The following is a 25,397-nucleotide window of genomic DNA, read 5'->3' as shown; positions in this document are numbered from 1 at the left end:
TCACTCCCCCAGCTTGACGCTATAGCCGGTGCAGAACGCCGCCTGAGCCGTTGTAGGGGCCAGATCCTTCCACCCGGTCAGCTCAACGCGCGAAACGCCTGGGACGTGCAGCTGCGCGTCCACAGCGGAGCGCGCCACCTCAACCCCCAAGCGTCTGCGCGGGTTGATCCAGGCAGCGAGTCGTCTTTCCGCCTCATCCCGCGCGACGGCGCTTTCAGGGCCGGGGCCTTTCATATGCAGCACGGCGTCAACGCGATACGGCAGCACCTGGGCGCTTTGCACCGTCACCCGGTCGCCCAAGGGCCGAACGTTTTCGTCATTGAGCGCACTGGCTACCACGGCCAACAACTCAGGGCCCACCGCCCCGTCCCCCGACAGGCCCAGCACCGTCACCGTAACGCACGCCGGCGAGGGGCTTTCCGCCGATGCATCCGCCACCAGGGCAGACGCATTGCGGGCATGCAGCTTGTAGCTGTTGCGCGGCCCCGCCGTGGTCAGGCCCTCATAGGCCAACTGGATCCGCTCGCGGTAAGCATCGTCGCCCTCCCTGACCTCCTCCACCGGCGGTATAGCGCTAAGGTTCGCCGCCTGGATCACCAGGCGCGGGGTGTTCACGTTCGCCCCGAGCTGATCGAGGTCGCCACGGATTGCATGGGCCAACAGCAACGCCTTGGCGGCATCGTTTACCCGGGCGCGATCACCGATGCCCACATAGGCACCGACCTCCAGCAGCTTGACCACCGGATCACTCTCAAGCGGTGCACTCCAGTTGTCGCCCATGAACTCGCGAAAGACACCCAGCCTTTCCGCATAGACCTCTTCAAAGTCCAGGGGCTCAAGCACGTCAGGCGCCGGCAACTCCGACAGGTCAACGATACTCATACACTTACCTCTAGCAGTACGCTTTCGCCCCGGTAGCTACCGGTGACCTGAATCTTGATCAGGCCGCCCAGGACAGAGACGGCTTGCACGCGTTCCAGCTTCAGGCGGGGCTCCCAGCGGCCTAGCGCCCTGCTCGCCTCGGCCTGAACCGCCCCCTTCCAGCCCTCGTTAACCGGCATATCCACGTAACGACGCAGCTTGCTGCCGTACTCCGGCCGCTCCCGACGACTTCCCAACGGGGTGCTTAGAATGTCCTCGATGCACTGGCGCAAATGCGCAAGGCCCGAAATCGGCTGGCCGGTGTGGCGGTCCATTCCGATCATCTAAATCACTCCTGCAGTAGTTCGAATTCCTCGTTGGTTTCGAGGTAAGCCCGCGCCTCGGTATCCGCTGCCGGGACCGATACCTGCGCCTTGGTGACCGCCAAAGCGCGGCCGCTGTCGGGCAGAATCACGGTGCGTGAGGTGTAGCGCTTGTCGCGGAACGTTAAACCAGGCGCGACGCCGGCGACGGGGTTATCAGAAGTCTTGGCCATGGTTTCTCCCGGGCACAAAAAAGCCCGCACGCGGCGGGCCAGTGAAATTGAACAGCTAGTGTTTGTGGTTCGCGCTGTTGCCGCCGGCGTCGATGATCTTGCCGGCACTGGTGATGCCTTTCACGGCATGCAAAGCGCCCTGGACAGAGACGTCTTTCGTTACGGATAACGAACCTTCAATTGCAACGTCTGCAATCAACTTGACGTTGGTCGTTGTGACCGTCACCGCGTTATCCGTAACGACCGCCTCGGTCGCCCCTACCTTGATGCTCACCGTACCCGTGGGCAAAGTGATCGTGTAGCTGTTGGCCTCCCAGTCATAGACCAGAGAGCCGCCATCATCAAAGCGCCACACCTCGACATGATCCCGGTTATCCGGTGCGGCACCGGCGCCGCCGTACAGCCCCGGAACAAACGTGCCCATACCGGCCTGGCCGCTGGGATTGAACAAAATTCCCTGCTCGCCCATGGTCGGCGCACGCCAGTGGCGGGCCTTGCCGGCAGCCTGGCTGTGCCAGCGCACCCAGGCGCTAACCCAGTCGCCCGATTTGACCCGCACGGCCGGGGCCGCCAGATCCACCCCGACCACCACACACGGCATCAACATCGCCGCGATCATCCGGTCATGCTCGCCCGTCTGATAACTCATGGCGCGCCCCCTGAGCTATCGGCATCCGGGAAGGCCGACAGATTGAGTTTGAGCATGCTCGGCTTCTCTTCAGGGAAAGGCCAAACCTCAAGGCCCAAATAGACCTGGTGAGTCCACTCAACCACCCACACGACATAGCCATCCAGCTCAGGCTTGGTCCAGTCCTGAGTAGCACGCACAAATTCCGCGACGTTGACTTCAAGCCCCCAGCTTTGCTGTCGGAGCAGCACCGCCAGCTGCGACACCAGGTGCACAGCCTGCTCGTGATGATTGGCTTGAATCGGGTCAACGATGATTCGCGCCTCGAACTTACAGACCACGCTGGTTTCGCCGGTGCCGATATCGGTACCGGGCTCAAGCTCGGCCATTTCCAGAAACACAGATGGCAGTGGAATGCCTTGGTTTTCCTGAATATCCGGCCAAAACACTACCGCCTGAATACCCGATAGATGCTGCGTCAGGTGTTGTTCGATAGCCTGGTACAACTGGCTTAGGCTGAACGGCTCATCTGACATTGGCGCTCCCCTTCAGATACTTCTGCAGTTCGTAGTTGAGCTCTTGCTCGAGGACAACCAGCAGCTGTTCATCGGCGCGTTTGATCCACGCCTCAAAGTGCGGCCGGGCCTGCTCCAGTGATACCTTGGCCTTCGCCAACGGAAAGCGGTTGTCGTTTTCCTGAACGAAACCACTGCGCCGCCGGCCTTGAGTCGCCTCGGGGTAGTCATCACTATTGAAGTGTTTGCTGGCAGTACGGATCCAGATATCGGCGCTGTTGCCGTACACCTGTTTGTAAAATGCACCCTGGTAGCGCCGTCCTGCCACCGAAACGCCCCTACCCGTCTGACGTGCCCGACCGATGCGACTGGCCTCAATCGCGTTGAGGCCAAACCACAACTTGCCGCGCATCGCGCCGCCACTGGTGGGGTACGCGCGCAATCGTTGCCGGACGGCGCCAATGGCGATGCGCTCTTGCTTGCCCACCGCCCTGGCAATGTGGGTACGCAACCACCCCAAGGTTTTGTTGATCGCTCGCCGTTGCGCTGCAGCCGCGGCTTTCGGTACAAGCCGAGCGAAGTCCTGAAAGATCTTCAGATCCGCCAGTGACGGCTGGATGTTGATCAAGCCACCGTCGCGTTTCTGCTGTGCGTAGCTGCCAACACTCATGGACGCTTCCTCAAGATCAGGGCCACCAAGCCATCGCCGCCGGGCTCCAGCTGCAGCAGGTCGTATTCGCCGCCACCGTCCAGGGCCGGCAGATCGACGGTGACGCGCAGGCCTTTGCTGAGACCGTCTGAATCACGGACGCGAACCTCAAAGCGAGGTTCGCGTATGGCGGTCTGGGTCTTGCCAAACTTCGGCGCCATCCATGGCGCCATGAACATGCCCAGCACCGGCTCGGCGCGGCCTTCGATCTGGGCGGAATCGCCCAGGGTTTCGAACACCACGTCGTCGATGTCGTCGATCAGATCGCGGAAGGCCACGATCAGAGTTCCAGAAGGATCTGCGCCAGGGGCCGGGTGCACAGGTGCAGCGGGTTGGACTGGGCTTCACCGGCCATACCTTTGTTGAACGGCAGCGGCTCGATCTTGCTGTAATACGGAATGCCTTCGGTGTTGACCGTTTCCATATAATCCGCCGGCGCGAAGGTCGAGATATACAAATCCGGCACGCCCTCGGGAATCAGCAACGCCTTGTCGTCGTGGACAAACGAAATACCAGCGACCTTGCCACGGTAGCGCTCCCAGACGATCCCGCCGAACTCGAAGCTTTCACGGGCATCACCGCGTAATGCAGCGGCCTGCAAGGTGTTGAGATAGGTGTCTTCTACCGACTTGTGAGCAATGAGCTTGTTCCAGAAGTTCTTGCCACAGAACGCACGGGAACCGGAGCTGGTGACGCTTCCCAACGCCTCTTCCTGCATATCCAGCGCCACGCCACATTTGACACGGACCTTTGTATCAGGATTGTTCAACTCCATCGGCAGCTTCTTGCGGCTCACCCCGAAAGACTTATAGATGTCCAAGAGAACCGTTTTGCCATCGGCGTCCAGAACCTGCCCATTCAATGCGCCCATGCGCTGAAACTCGTGAGTGGCGTCCAACTGACGACGGGCCTTGGCCAGACGTTTATTGACCACATCCTGCACCGACTGCAACTCAGTGCGCGTACCGAAGGCACGGATGCCCTGGATCTCATCAGCCTTGATGGTGAAGCGCTCCGGCAGGTGCACGGTGTTGAATGGGATCAGGGTGCGCTTAGTCGCACCGACTACCAAGCCCGAGGTGCCGCGCTCACCTGCCGGTACCAAGGCCAGGGTGTCGCCGTCCTTTTCAATCTGAACAGTCAGGGTAGTGATGCCTTCTTCGCGGAACAGGCCGAGGCTGCTGATGCGGCCCGGCAGGTATTCCTGTTCGTTGATTGCAGCGGTCAGCGAGGCGACGGTGAACGCATCGTCTTCAAAAATGGCGATATCGGCCATGGGGTACTCTCCAGAAACGAAAAATCCCGCACTTGGCGGGATGGATAAACGGGGGTTGTCGCCTTAGCGGACGATGATGTGATTGACGCCCAGCGCTTTTTCAGCGGCGGGATCAAGGCTGGTCAAATGCGCTTCGCTGACCTCGGCCAGGCGCACGATGGCACGACCTCGCCGAACAACATCAGACTCGCTCAGCGGGCCGTAGAGGATAGCTATGGCGTTTTCAGTGCCGTCCTCGGCGGTCGGCTGGTATGGCGCGAACTCGCTGGTCGCGGTGACCAGGCCAAGGATCTGGCCCGGCTCCAGGGCGGCACCTGCAGCGACGTTGATCGCTTCGCGGGAAATGTTGCCGTTGCCTTCGGACAGCACGAATTCGCCCGCGTGCATCAATTCAATTTTCATGCCCTTTCTCCTTTCGGTTTTCCATTCTGAGCCGCCTGACGACTGCTCCAAATTGCTTGGGGATCAACCTGCTTGGCCTTGACCGGTACGGGGTCATTGTCCAGCGGCAGGCTGCTGTTGATTTCAAAAGTGCCGCCGCTGCTTACCAGCTTGTCGAACAACCGCGCACGGACTGCGGCTTCGTCCAGGCCAGCGGTGATAAATTCGCCGGTCAGCTCTGGCAGCCGCGCCGCAACGCAGAGGCCATGCAGCGCTTTTGCATTGGTCAGGGCGGCCTGGATCACCGCTTCGCTTTCGAGCTTGGTGGCGGCGAGCAGCGGTTCCACCAGGTTGCTGATGCCTGCTGCTGCGCAACCTTGCGTGACCATCAGCGCCAGTTTTGCCGCGTCCAGCACGGGAACCGGCGCCGGTGGATCGTTCGGCTCTGGCAGCTCCACCTCTGGCTCTTCATCGAGCTGGGCGAGCAGCTCAGGCGGGGTATGCTGGAAACGCTGCAATACAATGCCCTGGCCGAGACAGGCGCTAACCTTCAGGCCGTCACCCACCTCATCAGCAAGGCCCAAGGCCACAGCCTCATTTGCGGTGAGCCAGGTTTCAGCATTAACCATGCGCCGCAGTTCGGCCTCGTCAATGTCCGGTGCCTTAGCTTTGTAGGCCGCGATGATCGCTTCCAGGGTCTGGTCCAGCACATCGGCGACACGGCGGAAGTCTTCAGCGTCCCCACCGGTGAAGGTGTAAGGGTTGTGAATCATCAACATGGCGTTGGCCGCGATCACTACCCGGTGAGCGCCGCACACCGCGACACTGGCCGCGCTGGCAGCCAGGGCGTCAATACGGCCGGTGCAGCGCTCACCCAGGCGCGACAGCGCGTTGTGGATCGCCAGACCATCGAACAGATCGCCACCGATGCTGTTGAATGCAACGATCACCGGCGACACGCCATCATCCATGGCGCGAAGGTCCTGCACGAACTGATTGGCGGTGACGCCCCAGGCGCCGATCTCGCCGTAGACGAAGATCTCGATGTTGCGCTGTTCGGCTTCGCCACTGGCCTGGAAGGTGTACCAGCTCTTATCAGCGACCTTTACCTGCTTGCCCGCTTTGTCATAAACGCGGGACTTGGCTTTTTTGCTCATGGTTGTTCCTTGTCATCAATCGTCTCGATGGCTTCAAGAGTCGTGTAGTTGAGTCCGAGGTGCGTGGCCCTGGCTAGATCCGCAGCGTTTTCCGTGTCGACCGTTTCCGCGTCGTAGCCGGTACGCAGCACCATCTCGCTACGTGAAGCAAAGCCCGCCTGCACTTCCATCCGCCGCGCCTGCACGTCCTGCACCGGCTGGATGTAGGCCCATCCCTGCGGCACCCAACGCGTGCGCAAATATTCGCGTCGACGTTGCGCGTAATCCGGCAGTACCAGGGCACCCGACAACACCGCCATGTCCATCCAGGCGGCCCGAACCGGGCGACATAGCTGATGCACATACACGCCGAATTGCAGCTGCTCCAGACGCCGCCGGAACTCGTTGAGTACGACCCGCAGCGCACGGTCGTTGACCTCCCGCATGTCACCGGTGAGTATCTCGTAAGGCGTACCAGAACCCGCCGCTGCAGCCATCAGTTGCTGCCGCATGAAGTCCGGATAGTTGTTGCCGGCATCCGGTGGCTTGGAGAACTCCACCTCTTCACCTGGCCCCAGCTCCTGCATGGTGCCGGGCTCAAGGGCGACCATCGGCGTGAAGCCGTCACGGTCAAGGTTCAATGGCATACCAGTAGTGGGATCGCGAGGCTGCTGCATAGCCTCCGGTGCGGGACGCTTTATGAACCCCGCGAACAAGTTCGCCACTTCCTGACGGAACAGCACCGCGTCGTCGTAATTGTCCAGGCTACGCAAGCGCTTCAATACCGGCGCCAAGCGCGGCACGCCACGCAGTTGCCCAGGCTCCATCGGTTCGAAGATGTGCAGCACCTGTGTTGCCGGTACGCGCACCAACTGGTTGTAGCCAGCGTTCAACGACGACGAGTCGCGGGGATGCGACAGGTACATGTAATACGCCACCCGCTTGCCCGCCGGGTTGAACTCGATACCGGCGCGGATCACGTTGCCGTTTTTGGCCATCTCGAATTTATCGTGAGGGACAAATTCAGGGGCCAGCGCCTGCAATTGCAGCGGCACAGCCAAACCTTCGCTCGGGCTGCGGGGTCGCAATCGCACAAAGCATTCACCGGCCGTTTCAACGGTGCGCGCCACCAGAGCCTGCATGCCGTAGAAGTCGGTCAGCTCATCGGCGTCCGCCTCATCCACCCAGTCATCCCACAGCTGCTGCTTGAGCTTGCGCAGCTCGTCGTCGTCCGTGGTCGGCCTGGGCGTGATGCCGGTGCCAATCAAGTTGCTGACGCGTTTGTCGATGACGTTGAACGCGTACGGGTCATTGCGCACCGCCGCCCGCGAACGCGCACGTAGATTGCGCAGGGCCGGGGTATTGATGCTGTTGATGCCGTTGTCGGAGGCTTCCCAACTGGCCGAACGTCGGCCCTCACCGGCGCCTTCGTAACTGGCCTTGATGTTCGACGGCAGCAAGAATCCGTTACGGGTTAGCGTCGGATAATGTCGGGCCATTAGAGTCCTTTGCCTCCGTGGGTGAGCCGGATCACGCGAGAGCGCGGCCCGGCGGCTTGACTCAGCGACGTGCGGATCTCGTCACGAGCCTTGAGCAGTTCGTCGATGGAGCGGTACTCCACCGTGCGGTCGCTGTAGCGCACGGTCTTTTCACCGCGTGCGATAGCGCGCTCGATGACTTCGAGGTGCTTCGAGGTAAACGACATATCAGCGTCTCTTCAGGTAACCGCTGGTGGAGCTGCGGCGTTGTGGGGGTGCAGCGGGTCGCGGTTGGGCCACAGGCGCTGCAGGTGGCGGTGCAGGGAGCGACTGACGCGCCGCAACCGGTGCTGGTATTTCGTCAGCGTCGAGGCGCTCGCCTTGTACGGGCTTGACGCCCAACACATCGTCGAACAAACCGGACTGAGCCAGCGCTTGGCGTACCCGCTCCCAGTCGTGTTCCTGGTAGCGGTTAATGCCCAGGTAATGCGCCATCGCCAGGCAGTACACCATCAGGTCGAGCGCTTCGTTGCGCTCGGCCTTGCCCTTGACCCACTCGATACGCTTGTAGCCTTTGACGTACCGGGCGACCTTGCGCTCGGCCACGCACTGGGCGAAGAACTCGTCCGGCAGGTCATTGGCAAAATGCAGCGAACCGGGACCGTCCTCGAAGGCGTAGCGGTTGTAGATCCAGTCCTTCGCGGTGTCGGTACCGACAAACCACAGCTCGGCGCCGCCACGTTCGGTCTGACCCTTCCATGTCACATCGACCATGGACGGTCGTTGAGCAATCACCGGTTTGCCGGGCTTGCTCGCGCCCTTAATGGCGAAGATGTTGCGCCAACGCCGCACACGGCAGAACTGGTACACCTCGTCGGTGTGGTGACCGCCGGAGTCGACGCCCGTCGCCAGGATCGCCAACGCGACACCGCACGGGTGCCGATATCGAACCTTGAGTTTTTCGTCCAACACCGCCCAGGTGCGCTCATCGGCAGGGTCCCCCCAGATCACCTGGTGGTCGACCACCCAACGTTCCATGCCGACACCGAAGCCCATCACCATCAGCTCCAGGCGGTTGGCCTGGACGTCGACGGCGCCGGTCAACATCAGCACGCCCACCGGCATGCTGCCGAGGGTGTAGGTCTCCAGTCGCGCACGAGCGACCAGCACTTCGGCCTTGGTCTGCTCTTGCGCGCTGTCCCAGACCTTGGCGAGACGGGTGTTGTAGAACACCTGCATCAGGCCCATGTCACCCTTGGCCTGGGCCTTCTTTGCGTCTTCGAACTCCTCGGCCAGCGAGGGCCAGTCCTTCCAACCAATCGGTGAGTACAGGGCGTTGAGGTGAAAGCCCACCGTCTTGCCATCACCGCTGCCATGGGCACGCCACTCGCCACGGGCGAGCATGTCAGTCTTGTGGTGCTCCTCAATCAGCACGTCACATTCAGGCGCCGCGCACTGGTAGTGAACCGTGCTGTAGTCCTTGCTGTAGAGCAGCCGCTCCCACTCCAGCACCTGCATGTGCCCGCAGGTGGGGCATGGCACGTAGTAGTAACGCTGGTCGCTGGACTCGAACAGGTCCGAGATCCGCGAGGCGCCTTTAATCGTGGGCGAGCTGGAGAAGTAGATCTTTGCGTTGCGGCCGAAGTTGGTCGCCCGCGTCTCCGCCAGCACGATGGGGTCACCTTCCTGGCCGACATCGTTTTCCCAACGGTCGACCTCATCGCCGTAGATGTAGCGCGCCGACAGCTCCGACAAGTTGGCCGCAGAGCCCGCCGTGGTGACGTACAGGGCGCCACCCTCGAACTCCTTGGTGTCCATGGTGTTGCGGGCATCCCGTGAGCGGCTGGCCGCTACACGCTTCGCCAGTTCCGGGGTGGCCTTGATCGTCTTGCTGATCCGCCCGGAGACCCGCTTGGACAGGCTCAGGCTGGGCAACAGCGCCAGGATGTTGGACGGCGCCATGTGGATCAGGCCGCCCATCCAGTTCAAGGCGATCTGCGTTTTCATCAGCTGCGAGGCCACCATGGTGACCACGCGTCGGCACGGGTGGGCCGGCGACAGGCAGCGCATAGGCTCGCGAGCGTAAGGCGTGCGCTCGGTCCGATACTGGCCGGGCTCAGGCGCACCAGTGTCTCGCGGGATGCGCATGTACTCGTCAGCCCACTCGTCAATCCAGAGGTCAGGGTCGGGTCGCAGTCCACGGAAATACGCCTCACGGTACGCACGGTCCCCGTCAGGAAATTCCGTGGTCATAGGTCAGCTCGCTGTCATAGCTCGTTCAAGGTCGGACGAGGACATGCGCTCAGCCTCTTCCAGTGATTTACGGAGTATCGCCGTCAGGTGTTTTTCGATATCCCATGGGTCGGTCATCACGGCCAGCTTGTGGGACAGCTGGGGCAGCAGACCAAACAACTGGTCACGCAGATGGCGCCCGGCGTTGTATGCCCCCAGCTCGACAGCATCCCTGGACACCAACGAGCCTTGTGCCTTGTGCAGTTCGATCTCGGCCAGTTGCGCCAGGTTGTGTTCGCGCATGGCGCGAGCCTTCTGGAAGTCGTGGCCCTTGGCGCCGACAGCAATAGGTTGCTGCGGCGCAGCCGTGTTAGTCGGCTCGACCAGGGGGGACAGTTGGCTGTAAACGTCACGCTGGATCCGGTCCTGTTGGTGTCGAGCCGCGACGGCGGCCTTGCTGGGGTCGGCGGTTTCGCGGATCAGCGCTTCAGTCGCCAGCACGTCAACTTGTTTGCCATCCGGCGCCAGCACCAGGCGGTTGTTGCCTTTGAGCCACGTGATGTAACTCGGCGTCCTGCCGATGCGAGCCGCGAAAGCGCTTTTAGACAGGAACAATGGCTCCGTCATAAGCCCCCCCTTTTTCAACGGCTTTTCAATGGAAACCTTTCAATTTCAATGGATTGAATTTCAGTAAGCTGGCAGCCCATCCGCTAACGCTTTCCCGCGGGTTTCATGCCCCGTGTCCCTCGAATACCGCCAGGGTCCCCGATACTATGAGCGCGCATACCTGTTCCCCGAATGCATTTAGCTCCCTCCTCCTATATGCTGGCACTTTAACCTCAAACCAATACAAGATTAGAGCCCAATGTCATTTCTACTCCCCGCACAAGTTGAAATCACCTGGAAGAGAGTTTGGCTGATCGCCGTGGCCTTGGCCGCAGTAGGCTGTGCTATTGCAGGTCTCACATGGCTGAATCGCATGGACTACCTTGACTCACTCAAAAATGAAATTGCCTCCCGCAAAGAAGCTAGCGAGTGGAAAGTCCCCGAAACCATAAAAAGCATGAAAGCTGTAAGTGAAAAACTAGACAAACAGCTAACAACAATGCAAGACATTGAAAATACAAACATCAAGAACCGAGAACTAGAAAAAGAAAATAACAAACTTACTGCCGCAGTCAAAAAGTTGACTGACGAAAAGTCCGAACTAGCAGAATACTCATCCCGACTGAGTAACGAGCTAAGCCTTATGTCGCTGCCCAGAAAAGAAATCACTCTCAGGGGCGGTGAGAGTGAAGAGCTAGTAAAAAACCGTGTTGCGTTAGGTGTAGCTAGTGTGTATCCGTCGTCAGTAACCATAACCATTAACAACGATTCCGATTACCTGTCCGTCGGAAATGATCGAACTATCAAATCCCCAACTGGCACATGCAAACTACGATTAATTAAAATTGCACCGCCTATTGCCACTTTTACCTTAACCTGCGAACAACAGTCCTCTAGCGCCGGACCTAAGTCAGACGCCTAGTCGCTTAGCGGCCCAGCGCTCATACAGCCCGATGGCGACGTCTGCGCCAGCCATCGCGGTGAGGCATCCAATGCTCCCTGCCGCCAGGACCGACATGCCCGAAGCGTGCAGCAACATCATGGTGGAAAGCCCGCAAACCACGCAGGCCCCGGATCGAAGGAGCAAGCGGCGAATCAAGGACCAGCCACTTACCCCCGCTTTGTCGGCCCGCCATGCTTCGCCGGATATGCCGCCGACCAGCGACAGCACGATCACCATCCATATCGGCATATCAATAAGCGCTTGCTGCTCGTTCGTCATCGCCCTACCCCATAAACGCAAAAACCCGGCGCAATGGCCGGGTTCAGTGTGGTGGTGTGTCCCGCTGCTTGCGGTCGCACCTATCGAAGATGGGTACTTTTTACAGGTGGATTATCATGGCAGCAAGCAGGTTTTAATGCCATGGCGCAATACGGGTGCCATATGGGTATGACGCAGGTGCAACGCAGGGACAACGCATTCAATCGGCTATCGCTTCTGGTGCCCTGTCTTACTTGTCCCACTATTCTGGATCAGAGTAGGACAGCTACAGGCGCCTAAATACGGGGCTCTGCCCTACTGTCCTACCTTTTTTTACTTTTCTCTTGTGTATAGAGAGAAAGTTAAAAGCACGCGTGCGCGCCATGGGCGCGACTACGTGCCCGCTACGCTCATGTGTGCGTGGGGCTGGTAAAGGTTGGACAGTAGGACAGCCCAGAAACGGCGCGGCCTGCGCCTGTCCAACTGCGCAAAATGGCAGTCGGACAAGGCGGGACAGTAGGACAGAGGTACGCGGAGTGACGCGGAGGATCATGCAGCCTTCCCCATCAGCATGCCGGCGATGGATACATGGGCATCGTGTAACCGACGGTAATAGGTTGGCGCGCTGCAACCGCAATGAAGCATTTTCTGTGAGAGGAAGCTCTCGTGGTTGCAGTAGTGTTCCATCACCACCAGGGCCAGCTCAGGCGCCAAGTGTTTGTTGACGATCAGCTCGATATCCGCCGATTCATCCAGGAGGACCCGACTTCCACGCGTGCCGCGTATCAACTCACCTTTGCACTCCATCAGCATGGCGATCATGTTGCCGCCACTCGGCCCGCCAGCACCGTCCGGCACAGGCGAATGCAGATCCTGCGCCCATAGTTTGAGCATCTCGTCGATTCGCTTAATCATCGAAGCAAGGCTCCTCGATCACCGCCTGCTGCAACGCAGACGCACGCCCCCATCCCGCAGGCTTTTCATAGGCCCATGGCCGCACGCCGCTTTTTGGCAGCGCAGGCATACGCCGCTTGCGCCAGCCCAACCGGTGCATGATCGCCCCGACCCGCATCTGCTCAGGCTTGCCCCAATGGCCGAAGTCGAGCTTAAGCGCCTGGGTCAGAATCTCGTTGCCGGTTGCGGTTTCGCCGATCTGCGACTCTTCCATCCAGGCCAGGATTGGCCCTTCCCATTCATCCACCACAAAGCGCTCGTCTTGGGCCTCGGCGAACATCTTGGATTCGTCCTTATTCACCCACCAGATGTCGCCCGCTTCAAAGCAGAACAGCGCCTCAGCCCATAGCTGATCGCGTATCTCGCGCAGTTGCTCCAGATCGACCTTGTTGCAAAACACCGGCCAGTAACGACGGTTACCCGTGGCGTCCTTGAGGTATTCCTCTTGGTTGGTGGTGCCCACGAAAACACACTGGCGTGGCACGTCATTCGTTCTGCGGCCGTAGCTCTCGCGGTAGGTGTCGGTGGACGCAGAGAAGAACTGTTTGGCCTTGGTGCTTTCAGCCTTGTTGAAACTGTCCAGTTCCCCCAGTTCGACGATCCATTTGCCGCGAATCGCCTGGAAGCTGTCCTTGTCGCCGAGGGCAAAGGGCGTGTCCATGAACCACTCGCCACCGAGCACGCCCATGGCCGTGGACTTACCGGCGCCCTGCCCGCCTTCGAGGATCATCACCGAGTCTGCCTTGCAGCCTGGACGCATCACACGGGCAACCGCTGAGATGAGCCAGCGCTTACCGACTTTGGCCGAGTACTCACTGGCCTGGACGCCCAGCACGTCGGTCAGCCAGGTTTCAATGCGTGGCACGCGATCCCATTCCAGCTTCTCCAGGTACTCACGCACCGGGTGGAAGGCGTGGTCGTGGGCAACCACGCTGACCGCCTCGATCACATGGGAGGCTTTGACCCGCAGGTTGTATTGCTGCGCGAGCCACTTCATCACTCGCATGTCGTCGATGTCTGCCCAGTCACCAGCACCGCCGCCGAAGGGCGCAGACCGCAGCTTAACGATCTTGGAGCTGAACACGCTGTAGCCGATGACGCCTGCCCAGCGTTCGTCATTGCCCAGGATCAGCTCGACGTTTTGCATGTGCGCGATCAGGGAGCCATTTTCGGTGCGGGCCAGTTGATCCTTCCAGCCACCCGCTGCAGGAGGCTTGACCACCGCAAGCACCTGGCGGCGGACGGCCTCCAACCCCTCGGCGACGTGCAGGTCGTTGAAGTCGGTCCACTTGATCTCACGCTCGCCGGAGAACATCGGGGCAACCACCTGACCACCGACGACCAGCGCGGCGTTGTTGGCTTTCTCTTCGCCGGGGTTCCAGGGGTCACCATTGGGACGCTTGGTTTTCCAGTCGTCGTCCCGGCAGATGATAAGTGGACAGCCAGGGAAGCGCTCGCGCATGGCCTTGGAGACAGGCAGCAGGTTGCCCGCATCGAAGGCGATGGCGACAGTGAGCGAAGTCGCCATGTGCAGGCTTGCGCCCGTGGCGTAGCCCTCACACACCAGCACCGGCTCACCCGGCTCAGGGTGCGGACCGATCAAATGAAAGGCGCCCTCTTTCGACATGCCGTAGGGCCAGTAGGCCTTGTCACGCCCAGTGTCCACCTGCTTTGCCGGGAAGATCACCTGCACGCCGACGACCTGGTCGCGCACGTTGCACATAGGCACCAAAAATGCGCCAGTACGTGGCGCATAGCGAACTTTGAATCCGACGATCTGCTTTCGATCCAGGTAAGCGCTTTTACCCTTTTCAGGCATGCGCTTGAACAGAGCTGCTGCACGGCTGGCCGCTCGACGGGAGGCGTTGGCCGCGACCTCGGCAGCCTTGCGCTTGGCTTCCTCTTGCCGAGCGCGCATGACTTCGCGCTCCTCGGGGCTCATCCGACCGGCCTTGACCTTAATCTTCTGAGACTCACCTGATCGCCAATCGCCGAAGCTGCCGAAGATCAACGTTACGTTTTTCTCGGTGACATGCTCGTGGACCACGTACCAGCCGTTTTTTTCCTTGCCCTTGTCCTGGGAGGTTTTGCAACGGGTCAGCTTGCCGAACACCAAGGGTTGATCAGGCTCCAAGCCGTAATCAGAGAATTGACTGAGTACCTCATCGAGCATGGCGGGCCTTCCTGGCTTCGTCGATGGACTGGCAGGTCACACACTGGGTGCAACCAGGGATCGCAACACGGCGTGCCAACGGGATCGGCGTGTCGCAGCTTTCGCAGAACATGAACGAATGTGCAGCGGTAACCGTTTTATTCGCATTGCGCGCCGCGAGCGCCTGATCCATCCGCTCTTGCACAAGATCGTTGGCAAAATCGATAACGTCAGCCACGGTCGGTACCCCGCGTAGTCTGGTTGACGTATTTGGCGCGGTTGAACATCCCCAGCAGCCCCTGAATACCGCGAAACACCTGCAGGCGAATCTCGGCCAGCTCCTGATCACTGACGACACCGTCGCCAATGCTCTTGGCCCACGTATCAGCCAAATTAGCCACCTGACGGAAGTACGAGGCAATACCCGTGGTGAGAGTCTCGGGCATGTCACTGGTATAGGTTTCAGCCAGCTCCTGCCATGTGGTATCGCCGACCAGGGCATGCACCGCATCAAGAATGCGGCGGTCCTTGGTCAGTTCGAGGATCTCGCCGAACTCCTGAATGTTCACGGTGTGAGATGGATGGGTGGGAGACAGCTTGTGCTGTAGCGTAGTGGCATTACGGCCGGTGGTGGCGGCGATTGCGGCGGCACCGCCGGGATAGTCCCGTGCGGCGTGGTAGAGAGCTAATTCGAGCGTCAGGACTTCCCTTTGCGCTCGATCAACACAGCTTAAAGCTATTCGGCTCATGGCATTACTCCTACAAAGTTGCCAGTGCCCCGCGACATGCAGTGGTGATACATTTGCCGCGTGGCTTGAAAGGGCCCAAAACGCCGGCTAGATCTAGGGATCGAACCGGCACCGTGCCGAGGCGAACAATCCGTTGTTCACCTCTGGCGCAACAGCTGCCCAATCTGTGGTGGAAAAGGCAGCAACCCAAGGCATCCGTGTCTTGGTAGCGCGGCAAAGAGAGGTGGTTTGCATGTGGTGTGCCCGCAACTCTTTATCGCGACCCGACAGCACTGTGGTGGTGTGTGCCGGGAGGAACTGGGCGGCCCTTGGGTCGCCTTTTTTCTATCTACGCTGCAGCTTTCTGCGGAGCCGATGCGGTGAGCAACCAGGCAGCGTCAAATGCGTTGCCCTTCTGCTTTGCAGCGATCGCCAAAAGCGAGGCGTATTGGGTTTCACCGGTGTAATCGGTGCGGGGAAGACTGGCAGCCAAACGCCATTTATTGAGCGCCTGATAGCTCCTTTCACACACCTTGGCGGCGGCACCAATGCCGCCTACTGCTTCAAATGCAAACGCGATGGCGTTCGGAAAATCTGCGGGGTCCAACATGGCAACCTCCATTTATCAACTCGCGGTTGATATTAACATCAACTGACTATTGCGCAACCCCTGTGAGAGTATCAACTCATGGTTGATAAGAACGAGCTACGGGCAGCTTTCACGGCGCGCCTTCATGAAGCACTTGACGATGCCGGTGTACGCACCCGGGGGCGTGGGGCGGATGTTCACAAGCATTTGAAGAGCATTGGGGTCGACAAAACCCCTCAGGCGGTAAGCAAATGGTTGAATGGAGATGCCATCGCTGAGGCGGACAGTATGACTGCGCTGTGCTCATGGCTGAACGTCCGACGGGAGTGGCTGGAGTACGGCGTGTTACCCAAAAAACAGATTGGGGAAAATAATGTGCATCACATCAAAAGCTCGTATGACAGCAACGTACGCGAAGTAACAGAGCGTTTCGGGAAGGTGCCGCTAATTTCTTGGGTGCAAGCCGGAGCTTGGTGTGAAGCGAACTTCGAACAACATGACGGTGAAACTTGGCTATCTTGCCCCGTTGCAATTAGTGGAAGCGGATATGCACTAAAGGTGCTCGGAGATTCAATGACAAACCCCGGCCCAGGCCGTAGCTATCCTACAGGCTGCATTATCTTCGTCGACCCAGAGGCCGAAACAAAGACAGGAGATCGGGTAATTGCTAGAGTGCCGCGAACCAATGAAGCGACATTCAAAATACTAGTAGAAGACGCTGGACGGCAGTTCCTAAGACCTATTAACCCTCAGTACCCAATAATAGATATAACAGAAGAGACTCACATATGCGGAAAAGTGGTTGGCTCTTTCATCCCTGAGTAAGCCAACTCAAACCTACTAACCCCGCTTCTTAACTAACACTTTCTCCATTAAAATATCTAACATTCTCACCTTCAACATTATAGTCCGCCACTGTCACTCTAAACCCTTTTGCAGCTACTTTAGAACCTACTTTTTTCAGGTATTCAACATCACTGTTAAAGCTTCCCAAAGAAAGCAGCTGCCTTCCTAAACTTGTGAATACGTAGCCCTCTATTTCTAGCTTCGCTTCTGGATCATCGTGCTTAATAACTAGACATTTGTTGTGAGACATCATCAAACGGATCCACCCACCACCTGCTTTAGTTGCAGATAAATATGTTCTAGTCACTCCGCCAGCTATGACGCCTGAAAGTATACCTAAATCGTCTAACTCCATTAATCGTGGGAAGGGCAAGGGTCCTTCGTCATCGATATCTTTCCAAATCATGCTCTCGATCGCGAAATTTGAAATTTGCTCTATTAATTTTGCATCAGCTTGATCAAGACTTCTTAAAAACTCTAAACAACGCAACGAATATGTTCCTGGCTTTTTAACTTCGCCGGCCAGCAGCCGCCCCCATAATCGCTGCATATCATCAGAGCCTACATCACCAGCATAATCTCTCCAACGATATAGCCAGTCATCATCAACGCTATCACTCGTTGCTTCCTGGGTGTCCTCAATCAATTTTTCTTCGGCATGAAGAATTGCTTTTGCCACGTTTATTTCTTTACGAGCAAAGTCGTGCCCTGATCTATGATAGGAGGACTCGATTAACCCTGTAACATCTATTGCCTCTATAGTAGGCTCAACACGCTTATCTGCATCTGCTATGCGCTCGATACTGGCAAACTTTAATTTCAGGGGAAAGTCAGAGGCATTCTTTATGCCTAGCTTTATTTCATGGGCTTCTCGTTCAGCTTGTGCTAGCGCTAGAAGCTCAGCGCGCTTTAACTCTATTCCTGCCATACCCTCCCGACGAATCTGACCAGGCCGCAGCCACCCGCCGATACCCTTCTCTGCGAGAGTTTCCCACATACGTACAACAAGCTTTTCGCCAGGCCAATCCATCAGCGCTTACCCCCGATATTCTTCAAGCGTTTGCTTGCTTATGGTGATGCCAGATCCACTACATATATTTGCATATTTCATATGCGGCGCGAAAACATCAACCTGTGGTTGTTGACATAACGCAACCACTGGTTGATATTTACCTCACTCTTCCACCACAGAGCGAGGCAATACCATGCACACCACTGCCACCCTGCACGTCCATCCGGCCGCTGCGAACCCCTCCCGCATCTTTGAAATCCGCCGCCTGGCGCAAGATTGCGGCTGCACCTTCATCTCGTCCAGACCCAAGCTGAAACAGCGAACCGCACCCGCACCTTTCGATCCGAAAGGCGGAGGGCACGCAGCATGAGCAAGTTCAAACTCGACAACCGCACCCTTGCCCTGCTGCATGCCCAGGTCAACCTCAGCGAGACTTTCAACCATACGTTGCGCACCACACCACGGCGCGATGTGCTGGCTTTCCGATTGAAAGTCGAACGCAGCAAAGCTGACACGCACTTCACCGTTGAGCTGGGCAGCGAACGCCACACACTGACCCTAACCAACAGCAAAAAAATGCACCTCAAGCTGGCCGACTTCATCGAAGAAATTGCCAGTGGCCCGGCCGATCCCACCGCACTGCCTGAATCACCGCCGGCTCTCCACGCTAACCGCCGCTATGGCGCGTTCGATGTTGAACACAAGCAGCAAGTGTTCGAGCTGGTGCGCACCGGCGGGTCGATCAGTCTCGACCTAGGCTTCGAGCTGCCCATCTACCTGGCGATTCACCGCAACAAAACCCGCTCCGGCATCACCACCATCATGGGTATCGGCGTGAAGTCGCCGCGCACCAAGTGCTTCACCGTGTACGGGACCGACGTCGAGCTGTACGGCATGATCGTGGAATCCATCAACCACTTGGCCGCAGCAGCTACACCTGCCGCGCATGCAGCGTAGGAGGCCGAAATGGAACGTAGTCTAGAAAAAGCCGCCAGGTACTTCGGCATCACCCGTCCCAAGCTGATTGCGCTCATGCGTGAAAAGGGCTTGCTCAACGACCGTAACCTGCCGGCCTTCCCCGTCCGTGACCATGAATACCTGCGGATCAAGAACGGCAACTGGTACCACGAGACCGCCGGCATGCAGTACAGCCAATCGACCAAGGTCCGGCAGGCCGGCATGCCCTGGCTCGCTGAGCAACTGGGACTCGAACTGCCAGCCACCCCGGCAGACAACCGTGACGTGGCCTAGGGAGTACGCCCGCCAGATCGTCGCCATGCGCACACGCGAGGAGCGCAACGCCGCGCTCCTCGAAGTGCCGGAGCATCTGCGGGAGCTGACTAAGCGCCATTGCCTGAATGCCTGGAAACATCCATCACGACTCAACCGCCAGGAGGCCGAGCCCCATGAGCAACACCAGTCAAACACCACTGCGGCTGCAACCCGCACCAGATAGCGCGACCGTCGAGATGCTGCATCAACTCTTCGGCGACGTGCTTATCCCCCTAGAAAAGCTGCGCGTGCATTACTTCAAGAACCTCAACGAAAAGACGTTCACAGAGGCGATCAACAGCGGCCGTATTCAGCTGCCGGTGACCACCCTGGATCACAGCGTCAAGGCATTGCGGTATGCCCACATCAAGCATGTCGCCGTCTTGATCGACATCCGCGCTTACCGAGCCGATGAAGACATGCCGCGTCCAGAAATAGAATCAACCGAGTAATACCAGTTAACCCAACGGCTGCCACCACCAGCCAACAAAACCACCAGGAGCACACCACATGACTTCAATTCAAATCTGCGCATTGATCAGCATCGTAATCGCACTTGGGATCCTCTACTGGGTCGGCTACAAGGGCGGCTTAACGGATGGTCGAGCCGAGGGCTATGACAATGGCCACGCTCAGGGCTTTATGGAAGGGATGGACCAAGGCGAGTCAGTAGGCTCTATCGAAGTTGAGCAAGTCAGCGAACGATGCCGGCGCCTACAACTTATCTTGGATCTGCAACCACAAGATCGACTTACCCTATTGGCCATTGCCGAAAAGCTCAAGCTTGCGGCTGACACCTTCCGAGCAGTGAGATCCGAGAGCCAGGCAACGCAAGCACTTGCCCTACGTGACAAGGCACTGAGCATGGCTGCCCTGATGGACCCATTCACCTTGGAGGATGCAGCATGAACTTCATCCTCACCTTCACCGGCAAGCACTTCAACGTGTATGAGCCAGACGCCGACATGATCGACCCACGGGACATATCGCACTCGCTGGCACACCTGTGTCGCTTCAACGGCCACACCCGCGAGTTTTACAGCGTGGCACAACACAGCTGCATCGTCGCCGAGTTGGTGCCGGAAGAACACATGTTGGCGGCCCTACTCCACGATGCGACCGAGGCGTACCTGGGCGATATGACCCGGCCACTCAAACAGTGGATGCCCGACTACCGAGGATTTGAGGACGTCGTGTGGGGGCGCATCTGTGAGCGCTTCGACCTGGCCTTCGATCCACCCGCATGCATACACCAGGCTGACCTGATTGCGCTGGCCACCGAGCGCCGCGACCTCATGCCAACCGATCCGGCTACCTGGGATTGTTTGGTCGGCATCGAACCTATGGTTGAAACCATCCGCCCATGGCCTGCCGCAGAAGCCCGACTCACCTACCACCAACGACTGATGGACCAACTCGCTATAGAACACCGGAGGAAAGCGGCATGATAAACCGCCAGGACCACCCCAATTCCTTGCCCGCTTTGCTCCGCGCAGCAGGTGGCGTCGACACGCTAGAAACAAACAGTCTCTGCTGCGAAGCAGCAGGCATTATTGCTCCTTCCAGCGCCACTGCTGGGGTACTTATACCCCACGAAAAGCTGCGCGGGGCAGCGCTTGCTGATGCAACGCTAAACGCTCGGAAACGCCCGCTCGCGAAGCCTGCCGTGGGGTATACGCTCTCTCACCAGATTGCCTGGAGCCCTCTATGACCAGACATGTTGGAGTTGATTATTGGTACCTGCGTTACATGGCATCGAGCGTCAGGACGGCTGAAACAAAGGATGAGCTTCTGCGAGCTGAGCATTTTTTCGTCGGATATCTAGCCGCCAGTGCTGATTTTAAAGCCATAAAAAGCGCGGAACGTGACCGTCTTTTCGTACTTTTGAACAACGCCCGAAAGCTGCGAACGAAAGAACTGGATGCCTTCCAAAAGAAACAAAAACCTGCTCGCGTACCTGGACCGTGGACGAAGGCGAGTTCATGAGCGAAATGACCATAGTTCTCTATGCCCCTCCAGATGCGTTTCTAGACGCAATCCGAGACAAGGACTACTTACTCACAACGTCATTTGGGAATTCAATCGAGCAGCGTGATGCCGCACATCGCCGTGAAATTTCGCTGAGAGAGGAGCTTGATCTTCTCAAAGTCAGACACTCCAAATCGTTAGCCCGAGAAGAGGCACTAGAAAAAGAGATTGATGCGTTACGCATTCAGGGGTTCTGTAACGAAAGCCCAAGTCTAAACACCACACAGGATGCCACTCAATGAGTCTTCCTCGATGGGTAATGATCAGCCGCGCCTCTGAACTGACGGGCTATAGCGAAGATGCCATCCGCCACAAAGTGAAGAACGGCACCTGGGCTCAAGGTCGTGTTTGGCGCAAGACACCGGACGGACGAATCGCAATCAATTTGACGGAGTATGACAAGTGGGCCGAGAGCGCACCTCAGGAAGCGGCCTAGAAACCGAGCTGGCAAAACACAAGGGGATTGAGATACATGGCGGCAATCTACGCGTCGTGTTCATGTGGCAGCGTATACGCTGCCGCGAATCCCTAGGCCTGCCGATCACCAAAGCCAACATCAAACACGCCGCCCTATTAAGGGCGGCGATTCTTCATGAGATCAAAACCGGCCACTTTGACTATGGCCGGCATTTTCCTAACTCGAAGCACGCGACCAACTACAGCAGCCCCAAGGACGAAAGGCTTGGGACGTTGCTACAGCGATACAAGCCGTTGAAGGCTGTCGACATCACGCCGATGACGGAGGAGAAATACGGATACGCCTTAGACATCTGCACCGCCTTGGTCGGAATTGATCGTCTTACCGGTGTTTTACTGCCCGAGGACATCCAGTTACTGAGGACCTTGCTGATCGCAGATCGAGCGCCGTCGACTGTCAACCACTACTTGGCGACGTTCGCTGGCTTCTTGGCTTGGTGCGAGACTAATGGATATTGCCGCAAGGGCTTGTCAGCAGCCTGCAATCGGTTTGCCATGCAGGGTCAGGAACCGGATCCACTCACGCGTGAAGAATTCGAACTGATGGTAACCAATGGCTGCCTCCACAGGCAGGACTCAGCAGCGATTACCTTGGCAGTTTTCACAGGACTTCGACCAGGTGAACTATGTGCACTAGCGGTAGAGGACATTGACCTAGAGGGCGGAAAAATAAACATCACACGGGCAATTACCGCCAATGGTACGTTCAAGCTGCCTAAAACAGGTAAACCGCGCTCAGTACTTTTGATGCCGCCAGCAATCGAAGCATGCAAAGTCCTGATGTCGCTTGTTGCGGATCACCCCCAGCGATCTATCGAAGTGTTCCAGAATAGACATGAGAGCCGGCACGAAAAGGTCACCCCACTGCTGTCTCCGATTACCCAGGCACGGAAGAAAATTATCAATTTCTGGTATGTGCCAACCGCCTGGAATACCAAATGGGCAGCGGTGCAAAAGAGATCAGGGATTCGACCACGTAGGCCTTACCAAACCCGCCACACCTATGCCTGCTGGTGTCTGTCCGCTCGCGGCAATCTAGCGTTCATCGCCAAACAGATGGGGCATAAAGACTTCACTATGCTGGTGGAAGTCTATGCCAAATGGATGGATGATGAATCTCCAACTGAGATTCAGCGCATATGGTGCGCTTTGAAGGCTAGGCTGCCGCACTAGCATGGGTATTTAGCAGAACTGTGGAAACACCGTTCAACATCCTAACCTGAATATGCCCCATATCTTTAGTTACAACACGTCGAGATTTAACGACTAGCAAGATATTTTCTTCAACTGCTCGACTTCGAACTGGAGCACGCACCTTGGGAAGAGATGTAAAATACAGACTGTCGGAGTAAGACTTTATCCTCAATATATCTTCCTCGCGGGGCAAGGAAGATCTATCAAAAGTTGTCAAAATTGAAATAGGCTTTTCCCGAAGCATTGATTTTACAACATCTTCTGAGTGCCCGTTCTGCGAACCATGGTGAGGCACCTTGAAAACGGCCGCTGTGGTAATAGGTTTCTTTGCATTCAGAACAACAGCCTCCCACCCCAAAGCTGGATCATTCGACACTTCCAAATCAGACCCTAGCAAAATCGTGTCAACGCCGTTACAAATATGTAACGCGATCGCGCACAAATTAGGATGTAGCTTATTAGCTAGCTTTCTAAAATCCGTCTCAACCTTTAAAAGCCGATCCGCAAACAATAGCCTAGACTGAGCAATCGCTCTGCTTGACGGAGAAAGTGAATGGACAAGAACATTGTTCTTCCTATACAACACCTGGTTAGCACCGACAAACTCAATATGCCGATCGCCCACTTCTACTGACCTGATAATCTTAGCTATCTCGTAAGTACTAGGTTTTGCTTTATCTACGAGGACGTCATCTAGCGCGTGAGCCAAAGAATAAGAAATTGACTCTTCATGAGTCAATGCACCGGAAATAAAAACCTCTGCTGAAGTGCAAGCCTCGATTAAAGCACTAGCCCCTGCGATATGGTCATCGTGAAAATGAGTGATCACAATAAGCTTTACGCGGTCCGCACTTACTCCCAGCTTAGTCAAATAATCTAAAGCAACAGGAACCTTATTTTCCACAGTGCAGGAATCTACCACCATCCACTCATTCTCACCCAGGTGAGCGACAATACACTCACCTGTTCCTGGCCCAAATAGGGATACTTCGAGTTCAGCAACTGCAGGCGGCTGAAAATTAATGGCCATGAATTATTTTGGACAATCCTTTGCTCAAAGTTTTTATATGTTCAATAGTTTCGGCAGACACAGGAGGGAGCCTCCTAAATCTAAGCTCATACTTATTAACAGCCGGACCGACCTTACCGCTTTTCTCTGAGTACTTGCGATACTTGCCTATATTCCAGAAAAATACTGCACCTTCAGATATCAAGTCTAAATCAGACTCGATAACACTTTCATAACCGATCACAACCTCTTCATCTGGATTTGACTTACAAGTCCTATCAGAGATGATGGCAACAAACTCTCTCGAGCCTGGAGAGTTTTCGATAACTCGGCCCTCCCAAGTCTGGTTAATTTCAGACCAAACCGAGGTTTTTTTAATAGCGGATTCAGGCGCTCTGATAACACGCATATCACCCACCTCACGAGCAGAGACAGCACTAGGTACATAGTCAATGGATGAAACGTCTTTTCGAAGAGGCTTCACAACATTCAACTCTCGATAACGCCTCACGCCGACACTAGCTTCCCTTTTTAGAAAGTATTCAAAAGGGTCAGCGAGTGCCGTTTCAGGGATCGACATGTTTACCTGGGCCATTACTTAATCTCCAGCTTCGCTTGGGACAAGAGAGAGAGAATGAGATGTTCATGAAAATCTAAAGTCTGCTGCCAGCAAGCGGTAATAATAGCGATTGGATCAAAAGCACCAGAACGCCCGGCTTTTTGCTTTACTGAAGAAGAAGACTGCTTAGAATCATAGTGATTATTTATTGAGAACCTAATCGCCTTAGGAGTTTCCAACCAACCCACCGTGACGTTATATAGCCCTTGCTCACCCTTAGGCTTCATTATTTGCATCTGCACATTTGCCATTCCGATTCGTTCAGAGTCGGGCATAGCATTAAACCAAATATCTTTTGGTGTTATCAAATTACCCACACTATGCCAGGAATCCAAACTATCAAAATGGACATCCGCATACTGATTCAAACCAACTGCTCGGACCTTACTGTCTTTTAGAGCAGACAAAATACTTAAAGCAAGATCATGGATTCTGTAATCAAAGGAAGGATGATCCGAACGCAATATCAAGGTTGTGCATTGGATTTCGACCTGAATATTAGCAAGAGAAAACTTGGTCAGATCTTTATAGACCAACTCAATTGCTAAGTTCTCGTCTATATCCTCTTGAGGAATCATTCCCTGTTTGGCAAACCAGTGAGGAGTCATTACTAGCGGGTCAAATTCACCGACTAGCACGATACTCGACTCTCTTTGTTTGACGTCTAACTGCTCCATTTCCACGTATCCAAAAGGGGATTGATAAAATTCGGATCACTCCGACCCGCGACACTCATCCTTCGACGACAAAACCTAAAATCGACCACAATCCATATCGAGGATCCATCCTCATTGGCTTTTATGGCCTATCGCCCCTGTCACCAGACACGGAAAAACCGCCTGAAATCAGGCTAGCGTGGGACTCTAGCACGCCTCGATTGATATCAATGGGCCATCATCGAAAAATATTATCCTATTACCGAAAGCCATTTCAATCAG

At 56.7% G+C, this 25,397-nt stretch carries 35 protein-coding genes; 11 read left to right on the top strand and 24 right to left on the bottom strand.

The genetic code is table 11. The features are described 5' to 3' along the window. The 14 genes from HX786_RS12040 to HX786_RS11975 form a co-directional block, all read right to left on the bottom strand. Positions 1-882: a baseplate J/gp47 family protein gene (locus tag HX786_RS12040; protein WP_178912122.1), complete on the bottom strand. Its 882-nt coding sequence runs from the start codon at positions 880-882 to the stop codon at positions 1-3. Next, complete coding sequence (locus tag HX786_RS12035; RefSeq protein ID WP_177120606.1) at positions 879-1,205, bottom strand: GPW/gp25 family protein; 327 nt, start codon at positions 1,203-1,205, stop codon at positions 879-881. Before HX786_RS12035 ends, HX786_RS12040 begins: the two co-directional genes overlap by 4 nt. 5 nt (positions 1,206-1,210) lie before the next feature. Further along, entirely contained in the window at positions 1,211-1,417 is a 207-nt protein-coding gene (locus HX786_RS12030) for a hypothetical protein (RefSeq protein WP_178912121.1), read from the bottom strand. Between the two features lie 55 nt (positions 1,418-1,472). Continuing rightward, a complete protein-coding gene (locus tag HX786_RS12025; protein WP_178912120.1) occupies positions 1,473-2,066 on the bottom strand; it encodes a phage baseplate assembly protein V in 594 nt (197 codons plus the stop codon). Continuing rightward, complete coding sequence (locus HX786_RS12020) at positions 2,063-2,581, bottom strand: hypothetical protein (RefSeq protein ID WP_178912119.1); 519 nt, start codon at positions 2,579-2,581, stop codon at positions 2,063-2,065. Before HX786_RS12020 ends, HX786_RS12025 begins: the two co-directional genes overlap by 4 nt. Beyond that, on the bottom strand, positions 2,571-3,230 hold the full coding sequence (locus HX786_RS12015; protein WP_178912118.1) for a hypothetical protein: 660 nt from the start codon (positions 3,228-3,230) through the stop codon (positions 2,571-2,573). Before HX786_RS12015 ends, HX786_RS12020 begins: the two co-directional genes overlap by 11 nt. Continuing rightward, positions 3,227-3,547 (bottom strand): hypothetical protein, encoded by a 321-nt coding sequence (locus HX786_RS12010; RefSeq protein ID WP_178912117.1) that lies wholly within the window; start codon positions 3,545-3,547, stop codon positions 3,227-3,229. Before HX786_RS12010 ends, HX786_RS12015 begins: the two co-directional genes overlap by 4 nt. A gap of 2 nt (positions 3,548-3,549) precedes the next feature. After that, the gene (locus tag HX786_RS12005) at positions 3,550-4,545 is read right to left on the bottom strand and encodes a major capsid protein (RefSeq protein ID WP_178912116.1); all 996 of its coding nucleotides are present in this window, start codon (positions 4,543-4,545) and stop codon (positions 3,550-3,552) included. 63 nt (positions 4,546-4,608) lie between these two features. After that, positions 4,609-4,947, bottom strand: coding sequence for a head decoration protein (locus tag HX786_RS12000; RefSeq protein WP_178912115.1), 339 nt, complete (start codon positions 4,945-4,947; stop codon positions 4,609-4,611). Beyond that, complete coding sequence (locus HX786_RS11995; protein ID WP_178912114.1) at positions 4,944-6,083, bottom strand: head maturation protease, ClpP-related; 1,140 nt, start codon at positions 6,081-6,083, stop codon at positions 4,944-4,946. Before HX786_RS11995 ends, HX786_RS12000 begins: the two co-directional genes overlap by 4 nt. Then, positions 6,080-7,561 carry a phage portal protein gene (locus HX786_RS11990; RefSeq protein WP_178912113.1) on the bottom strand — a complete coding sequence of 494 codons (1,482 nt, stop codon included), beginning with the start codon at positions 7,559-7,561 and terminating at the stop codon, positions 6,080-6,082. The genes HX786_RS11995 and HX786_RS11990 overlap by 4 nt, the downstream gene beginning before the upstream one ends. Beyond that, on the bottom strand, positions 7,561-7,767 hold the full coding sequence (locus HX786_RS11985) for a phage head-tail joining protein (protein ID WP_178912112.1): 207 nt from the start codon (positions 7,765-7,767) through the stop codon (positions 7,561-7,563). The genes HX786_RS11990 and HX786_RS11985 overlap by 1 nt, the downstream gene beginning before the upstream one ends. 1 nt (position 7,768) lies before the next feature. After that, positions 7,769-9,793, bottom strand: coding sequence for a phage terminase large subunit family protein (locus HX786_RS11980; protein ID WP_178912111.1), 2,025 nt, complete (start codon positions 9,791-9,793; stop codon positions 7,769-7,771). A gap of 3 nt (positions 9,794-9,796) precedes the next feature. Further along, positions 9,797-10,399 carry a terminase small subunit gene (locus HX786_RS11975; RefSeq protein ID WP_178912110.1) on the bottom strand — a complete coding sequence of 201 codons (603 nt, stop codon included), beginning with the start codon at positions 10,397-10,399 and terminating at the stop codon, positions 9,797-9,799. A gap of 238 nt (positions 10,400-10,637) precedes the next feature. Here HX786_RS11975 and HX786_RS11970 point away from each other — a divergent pair, with 238 nt between their 5' ends. Beyond that, positions 10,638-11,300: a hypothetical protein gene (locus tag HX786_RS11970; protein WP_178912109.1), complete on the top strand. Its 663-nt coding sequence runs from the start codon at positions 10,638-10,640 to the stop codon at positions 11,298-11,300. Here HX786_RS11970 and HX786_RS11965 read toward each other — a convergent pair. The 6 genes from HX786_RS11965 to HX786_RS11940 form a co-directional block, all read right to left on the bottom strand. Continuing rightward, positions 11,289-11,600, bottom strand: coding sequence for a phage holin family protein (locus tag HX786_RS11965; protein WP_178912108.1), 312 nt, complete (start codon positions 11,598-11,600; stop codon positions 11,289-11,291). The two genes, HX786_RS11970 and HX786_RS11965, sit on opposite strands and share 12 nt — an antisense overlap. A 528-nt stretch (positions 11,601-12,128) precedes the next feature. Further along, the gene (locus HX786_RS11960; RefSeq protein WP_043046668.1) at positions 12,129-12,494 is read right to left on the bottom strand and encodes a hypothetical protein; all 366 of its coding nucleotides are present in this window, start codon (positions 12,492-12,494) and stop codon (positions 12,129-12,131) included. Continuing rightward, positions 12,487-14,706, bottom strand: coding sequence for a VapE domain-containing protein (locus HX786_RS11955; protein WP_178912107.1), 2,220 nt, complete (start codon positions 14,704-14,706; stop codon positions 12,487-12,489). The genes HX786_RS11960 and HX786_RS11955 overlap by 8 nt, the downstream gene beginning before the upstream one ends. Further along, entirely contained in the window at positions 14,696-14,923 is a 228-nt protein-coding gene (locus HX786_RS11950) for a TraR/DksA family transcriptional regulator (RefSeq protein ID WP_178912106.1), read from the bottom strand. Before HX786_RS11950 ends, HX786_RS11955 begins: the two co-directional genes overlap by 11 nt. Next, on the bottom strand, positions 14,916-15,434 hold the full coding sequence (locus HX786_RS11945; RefSeq protein WP_178912105.1) for a phage regulatory CII family protein: 519 nt from the start codon (positions 15,432-15,434) through the stop codon (positions 14,916-14,918). The genes HX786_RS11950 and HX786_RS11945 overlap by 8 nt, the downstream gene beginning before the upstream one ends. 328 nt (positions 15,435-15,762) lie before the next feature. Then, positions 15,763-16,023 carry a hypothetical protein gene (locus HX786_RS11940; protein WP_178912104.1) on the bottom strand — a complete coding sequence of 87 codons (261 nt, stop codon included), beginning with the start codon at positions 16,021-16,023 and terminating at the stop codon, positions 15,763-15,765. Between the two features lie 78 nt (positions 16,024-16,101). Here HX786_RS11940 and HX786_RS11935 point away from each other — a divergent pair, with 78 nt between their 5' ends. Continuing rightward, complete coding sequence (locus HX786_RS11935) at positions 16,102-16,827, top strand: LexA family transcriptional regulator (RefSeq protein WP_178912103.1); 726 nt, start codon at positions 16,102-16,104, stop codon at positions 16,825-16,827. 28 nt (positions 16,828-16,855) lie between these two features. Here HX786_RS11935 and HX786_RS11930 read toward each other — a convergent pair whose 3' ends face one another. After that, positions 16,856-17,878: a DUF2806 domain-containing protein gene (locus HX786_RS11930; protein ID WP_178912102.1), complete on the bottom strand. Its 1,023-nt coding sequence runs from the start codon at positions 17,876-17,878 to the stop codon at positions 16,856-16,858. A 348-nt stretch (positions 17,879-18,226) separates the two neighbouring features. On the opposite strand from HX786_RS11930, the gene HX786_RS11925 reads away from it, so the two are divergent. The 9 genes from HX786_RS11925 to HX786_RS11885 all read left to right on the top strand — a co-directional run bounded on the left by HX786_RS11925 (position 18,227) and on the right by HX786_RS11885 (position 22,810). Next, positions 18,227-18,817: a hypothetical protein gene (locus tag HX786_RS11925; protein WP_178912101.1), complete on the top strand. Its 591-nt coding sequence runs from the start codon at positions 18,227-18,229 to the stop codon at positions 18,815-18,817. Between the two features lie 9 nt (positions 18,818-18,826). Next, positions 18,827-19,111 carry a phage antirepressor KilAC domain-containing protein gene (locus HX786_RS11920; protein ID WP_178912100.1) on the top strand — a complete coding sequence of 95 codons (285 nt, stop codon included), beginning with the start codon at positions 18,827-18,829 and terminating at the stop codon, positions 19,109-19,111. Positions 19,112-19,266: 155 nt separating this feature from the next. Next, positions 19,267-19,584: a pyocin activator PrtN family protein gene (locus HX786_RS11915; RefSeq protein WP_178912099.1), complete on the top strand. Its 318-nt coding sequence runs from the start codon at positions 19,267-19,269 to the stop codon at positions 19,582-19,584. Positions 19,585-19,642: 58 nt separating this feature from the next. Next, positions 19,643-20,041: a hypothetical protein gene (locus HX786_RS11910; RefSeq protein ID WP_178912098.1), complete on the top strand. Its 399-nt coding sequence runs from the start codon at positions 19,643-19,645 to the stop codon at positions 20,039-20,041. Further along, the gene (locus tag HX786_RS11905; RefSeq protein WP_178912097.1) at positions 20,038-20,580 is read left to right on the top strand and encodes a phosphohydrolase; all 543 of its coding nucleotides are present in this window, start codon (positions 20,038-20,040) and stop codon (positions 20,578-20,580) included. Before HX786_RS11910 ends, HX786_RS11905 begins: the two co-directional genes overlap by 4 nt. 259 nt (positions 20,581-20,839) lie before the next feature. Next, positions 20,840-21,118, top strand: a complete 279-nt coding sequence (locus tag HX786_RS11900; RefSeq protein WP_178912096.1) for a hypothetical protein — start codon at positions 20,840-20,842, stop codon at positions 21,116-21,118. Continuing rightward, the gene (locus HX786_RS11895; protein ID WP_178912095.1) at positions 21,115-21,402 is read left to right on the top strand and encodes a hypothetical protein; all 288 of its coding nucleotides are present in this window, start codon (positions 21,115-21,117) and stop codon (positions 21,400-21,402) included. Before HX786_RS11900 ends, HX786_RS11895 begins: the two co-directional genes overlap by 4 nt. Before the next feature lie 17 nt (positions 21,403-21,419). Further along, on the top strand, positions 21,420-21,596 hold the full coding sequence (locus HX786_RS11890; RefSeq protein ID WP_256735285.1) for an excisionase: 177 nt from the start codon (positions 21,420-21,422) through the stop codon (positions 21,594-21,596). Beyond that, positions 21,563-22,810 carry a site-specific integrase gene (locus HX786_RS11885; RefSeq protein WP_178912093.1) on the top strand — a complete coding sequence of 416 codons (1,248 nt, stop codon included), beginning with the start codon at positions 21,563-21,565 and terminating at the stop codon, positions 22,808-22,810. The genes HX786_RS11890 and HX786_RS11885 overlap by 34 nt, the downstream gene beginning before the upstream one ends. Here the strand turns inward: HX786_RS11885 and HX786_RS11880 are convergent. From HX786_RS11880 to HX786_RS11870, 3 genes are read right to left on the bottom strand one after another with little or no spacing between them, the layout of a single operon-like run. Then, positions 22,794-23,861 (bottom strand): MBL fold metallo-hydrolase, encoded by a 1,068-nt coding sequence (locus HX786_RS11880; RefSeq protein WP_178912092.1) that lies wholly within the window; start codon positions 23,859-23,861, stop codon positions 22,794-22,796. The two genes, HX786_RS11885 and HX786_RS11880, sit on opposite strands and share 17 nt — an antisense overlap. Continuing rightward, positions 23,851-24,435, bottom strand: coding sequence for a hypothetical protein (locus HX786_RS11875; RefSeq protein WP_178912091.1), 585 nt, complete (start codon positions 24,433-24,435; stop codon positions 23,851-23,853). Before HX786_RS11875 ends, HX786_RS11880 begins: the two co-directional genes overlap by 11 nt. Further along, positions 24,435-25,136, bottom strand: coding sequence for a hypothetical protein (locus HX786_RS11870; protein WP_178912090.1), 702 nt, complete (start codon positions 25,134-25,136; stop codon positions 24,435-24,437). The genes HX786_RS11875 and HX786_RS11870 overlap by 1 nt, the downstream gene beginning before the upstream one ends. Positions 25,137-25,397: the final 261 nt, after the last annotated feature.

The organism is Pseudomonas sp. 21615526 (genome assembly GCF_013386245.1).
Classification (GTDB): Bacteria; Pseudomonadota; Gammaproteobacteria; order Pseudomonadales; family Pseudomonadaceae; genus Aquipseudomonas.
This window is presented reverse-complemented; position numbering and strand designations above follow the sequence as displayed.

Excerpts from the sequence above, each read along its gene's own strand:
- HX786_RS12040 (WP_178912122.1), bottom strand. The coding sequence starts at position 882 with ATGAGTATCGTTGACCTGTCGGAGTTGCCGGCGCCTGACGTGCTTGAG.
- HX786_RS12035 (WP_177120606.1), bottom strand. The coding sequence starts at position 1,205 with ATGATCGGAATGGACCGCCACACCGGCCAGCCGATTTCGGGCCTTGCG.
- HX786_RS12030 (WP_178912121.1), bottom strand. The coding sequence starts at position 1,417 with ATGGCCAAGACTTCTGATAACCCCGTCGCCGGCGTCGCGCCTGGTTTA.
- HX786_RS12025 (WP_178912120.1), bottom strand. The coding sequence starts at position 2,066 with ATGAGTTATCAGACGGGCGAGCATGACCGGATGATCGCGGCGATGTTG.
- HX786_RS12020 (WP_178912119.1), bottom strand. The coding sequence starts at position 2,581 with ATGTCAGATGAGCCGTTCAGCCTAAGCCAGTTGTACCAGGCTATCGAA.
- HX786_RS12015 (WP_178912118.1), bottom strand. The coding sequence starts at position 3,230 with ATGAGTGTTGGCAGCTACGCACAGCAGAAACGCGACGGTGGCTTGATC.
- HX786_RS12005 (WP_178912116.1), bottom strand. The coding sequence starts at position 4,545 with ATGGCCGATATCGCCATTTTTGAAGACGATGCGTTCACCGTCGCCTCG.
- HX786_RS12000 (WP_178912115.1), bottom strand. The coding sequence starts at position 4,947 with ATGAAAATTGAATTGATGCACGCGGGCGAATTCGTGCTGTCCGAAGGC.
- HX786_RS11995 (WP_178912114.1), bottom strand. The coding sequence starts at position 6,083 with ATGAGCAAAAAAGCCAAGTCCCGCGTTTATGACAAAGCGGGCAAGCAG.
- HX786_RS11990 (WP_178912113.1), bottom strand. The coding sequence starts at position 7,561 with ATGGCCCGACATTATCCGACGCTAACCCGTAACGGATTCTTGCTGCCG.
- HX786_RS11985 (WP_178912112.1), bottom strand. The coding sequence starts at position 7,767 with ATGTCGTTTACCTCGAAGCACCTCGAAGTCATCGAGCGCGCTATCGCA.
- HX786_RS11980 (WP_178912111.1), bottom strand. The coding sequence starts at position 9,793 with ATGACCACGGAATTTCCTGACGGGGACCGTGCGTACCGTGAGGCGTAT.
- HX786_RS11975 (WP_178912110.1), bottom strand. The coding sequence starts at position 10,399 with ATGACGGAGCCATTGTTCCTGTCTAAAAGCGCTTTCGCGGCTCGCATC.
- HX786_RS11970 (WP_178912109.1), top strand. The coding sequence starts at position 10,638 with ATGTCATTTCTACTCCCCGCACAAGTTGAAATCACCTGGAAGAGAGTT.
- HX786_RS11965 (WP_178912108.1), bottom strand. The coding sequence starts at position 11,600 with ATGACGAACGAGCAGCAAGCGCTTATTGATATGCCGATATGGATGGTG.
- HX786_RS11960 (WP_043046668.1), bottom strand. The coding sequence starts at position 12,494 with ATGATTAAGCGAATCGACGAGATGCTCAAACTATGGGCGCAGGATCTG.
- HX786_RS11955 (WP_178912107.1), bottom strand. The coding sequence starts at position 14,706 with ATGCTCGATGAGGTACTCAGTCAATTCTCTGATTACGGCTTGGAGCCT.
- HX786_RS11945 (WP_178912105.1), bottom strand. The coding sequence starts at position 15,434 with ATGAGCCGAATAGCTTTAAGCTGTGTTGATCGAGCGCAAAGGGAAGTC.
- HX786_RS11940 (WP_178912104.1), bottom strand. The coding sequence starts at position 16,023 with ATGTTGGACCCCGCAGATTTTCCGAACGCCATCGCGTTTGCATTTGAA.
- HX786_RS11935 (WP_178912103.1), top strand. The coding sequence starts at position 16,102 with ATGGTTGATAAGAACGAGCTACGGGCAGCTTTCACGGCGCGCCTTCAT.
- HX786_RS11930 (WP_178912102.1), bottom strand. The coding sequence starts at position 17,878 with ATGGATTGGCCTGGCGAAAAGCTTGTTGTACGTATGTGGGAAACTCTC.
- HX786_RS11925 (WP_178912101.1), top strand. The coding sequence starts at position 18,227 with ATGAGCAAGTTCAAACTCGACAACCGCACCCTTGCCCTGCTGCATGCC.
- HX786_RS11920 (WP_178912100.1), top strand. The coding sequence starts at position 18,827 with ATGGAACGTAGTCTAGAAAAAGCCGCCAGGTACTTCGGCATCACCCGT.
- HX786_RS11915 (WP_178912099.1), top strand. The coding sequence starts at position 19,267 with ATGAGCAACACCAGTCAAACACCACTGCGGCTGCAACCCGCACCAGAT.
- HX786_RS11910 (WP_178912098.1), top strand. The coding sequence starts at position 19,643 with ATGACTTCAATTCAAATCTGCGCATTGATCAGCATCGTAATCGCACTT.
- HX786_RS11905 (WP_178912097.1), top strand. The coding sequence starts at position 20,038 with ATGAACTTCATCCTCACCTTCACCGGCAAGCACTTCAACGTGTATGAG.
- HX786_RS11900 (WP_178912096.1), top strand. The coding sequence starts at position 20,840 with ATGACCAGACATGTTGGAGTTGATTATTGGTACCTGCGTTACATGGCA.
- HX786_RS11895 (WP_178912095.1), top strand. The coding sequence starts at position 21,115 with ATGAGCGAAATGACCATAGTTCTCTATGCCCCTCCAGATGCGTTTCTA.
- HX786_RS11890 (WP_256735285.1), top strand. The coding sequence starts at position 21,420 with ATGATCAGCCGCGCCTCTGAACTGACGGGCTATAGCGAAGATGCCATC.
- HX786_RS11880 (WP_178912092.1), bottom strand. The coding sequence starts at position 23,861 with ATGGCCATTAATTTTCAGCCGCCTGCAGTTGCTGAACTCGAAGTATCC.
- HX786_RS11875 (WP_178912091.1), bottom strand. The coding sequence starts at position 24,435 with ATGGCCCAGGTAAACATGTCGATCCCTGAAACGGCACTCGCTGACCCT.
- HX786_RS11870 (WP_178912090.1), bottom strand. The coding sequence starts at position 25,136 with ATGGAGCAGTTAGACGTCAAACAAAGAGAGTCGAGTATCGTGCTAGTC.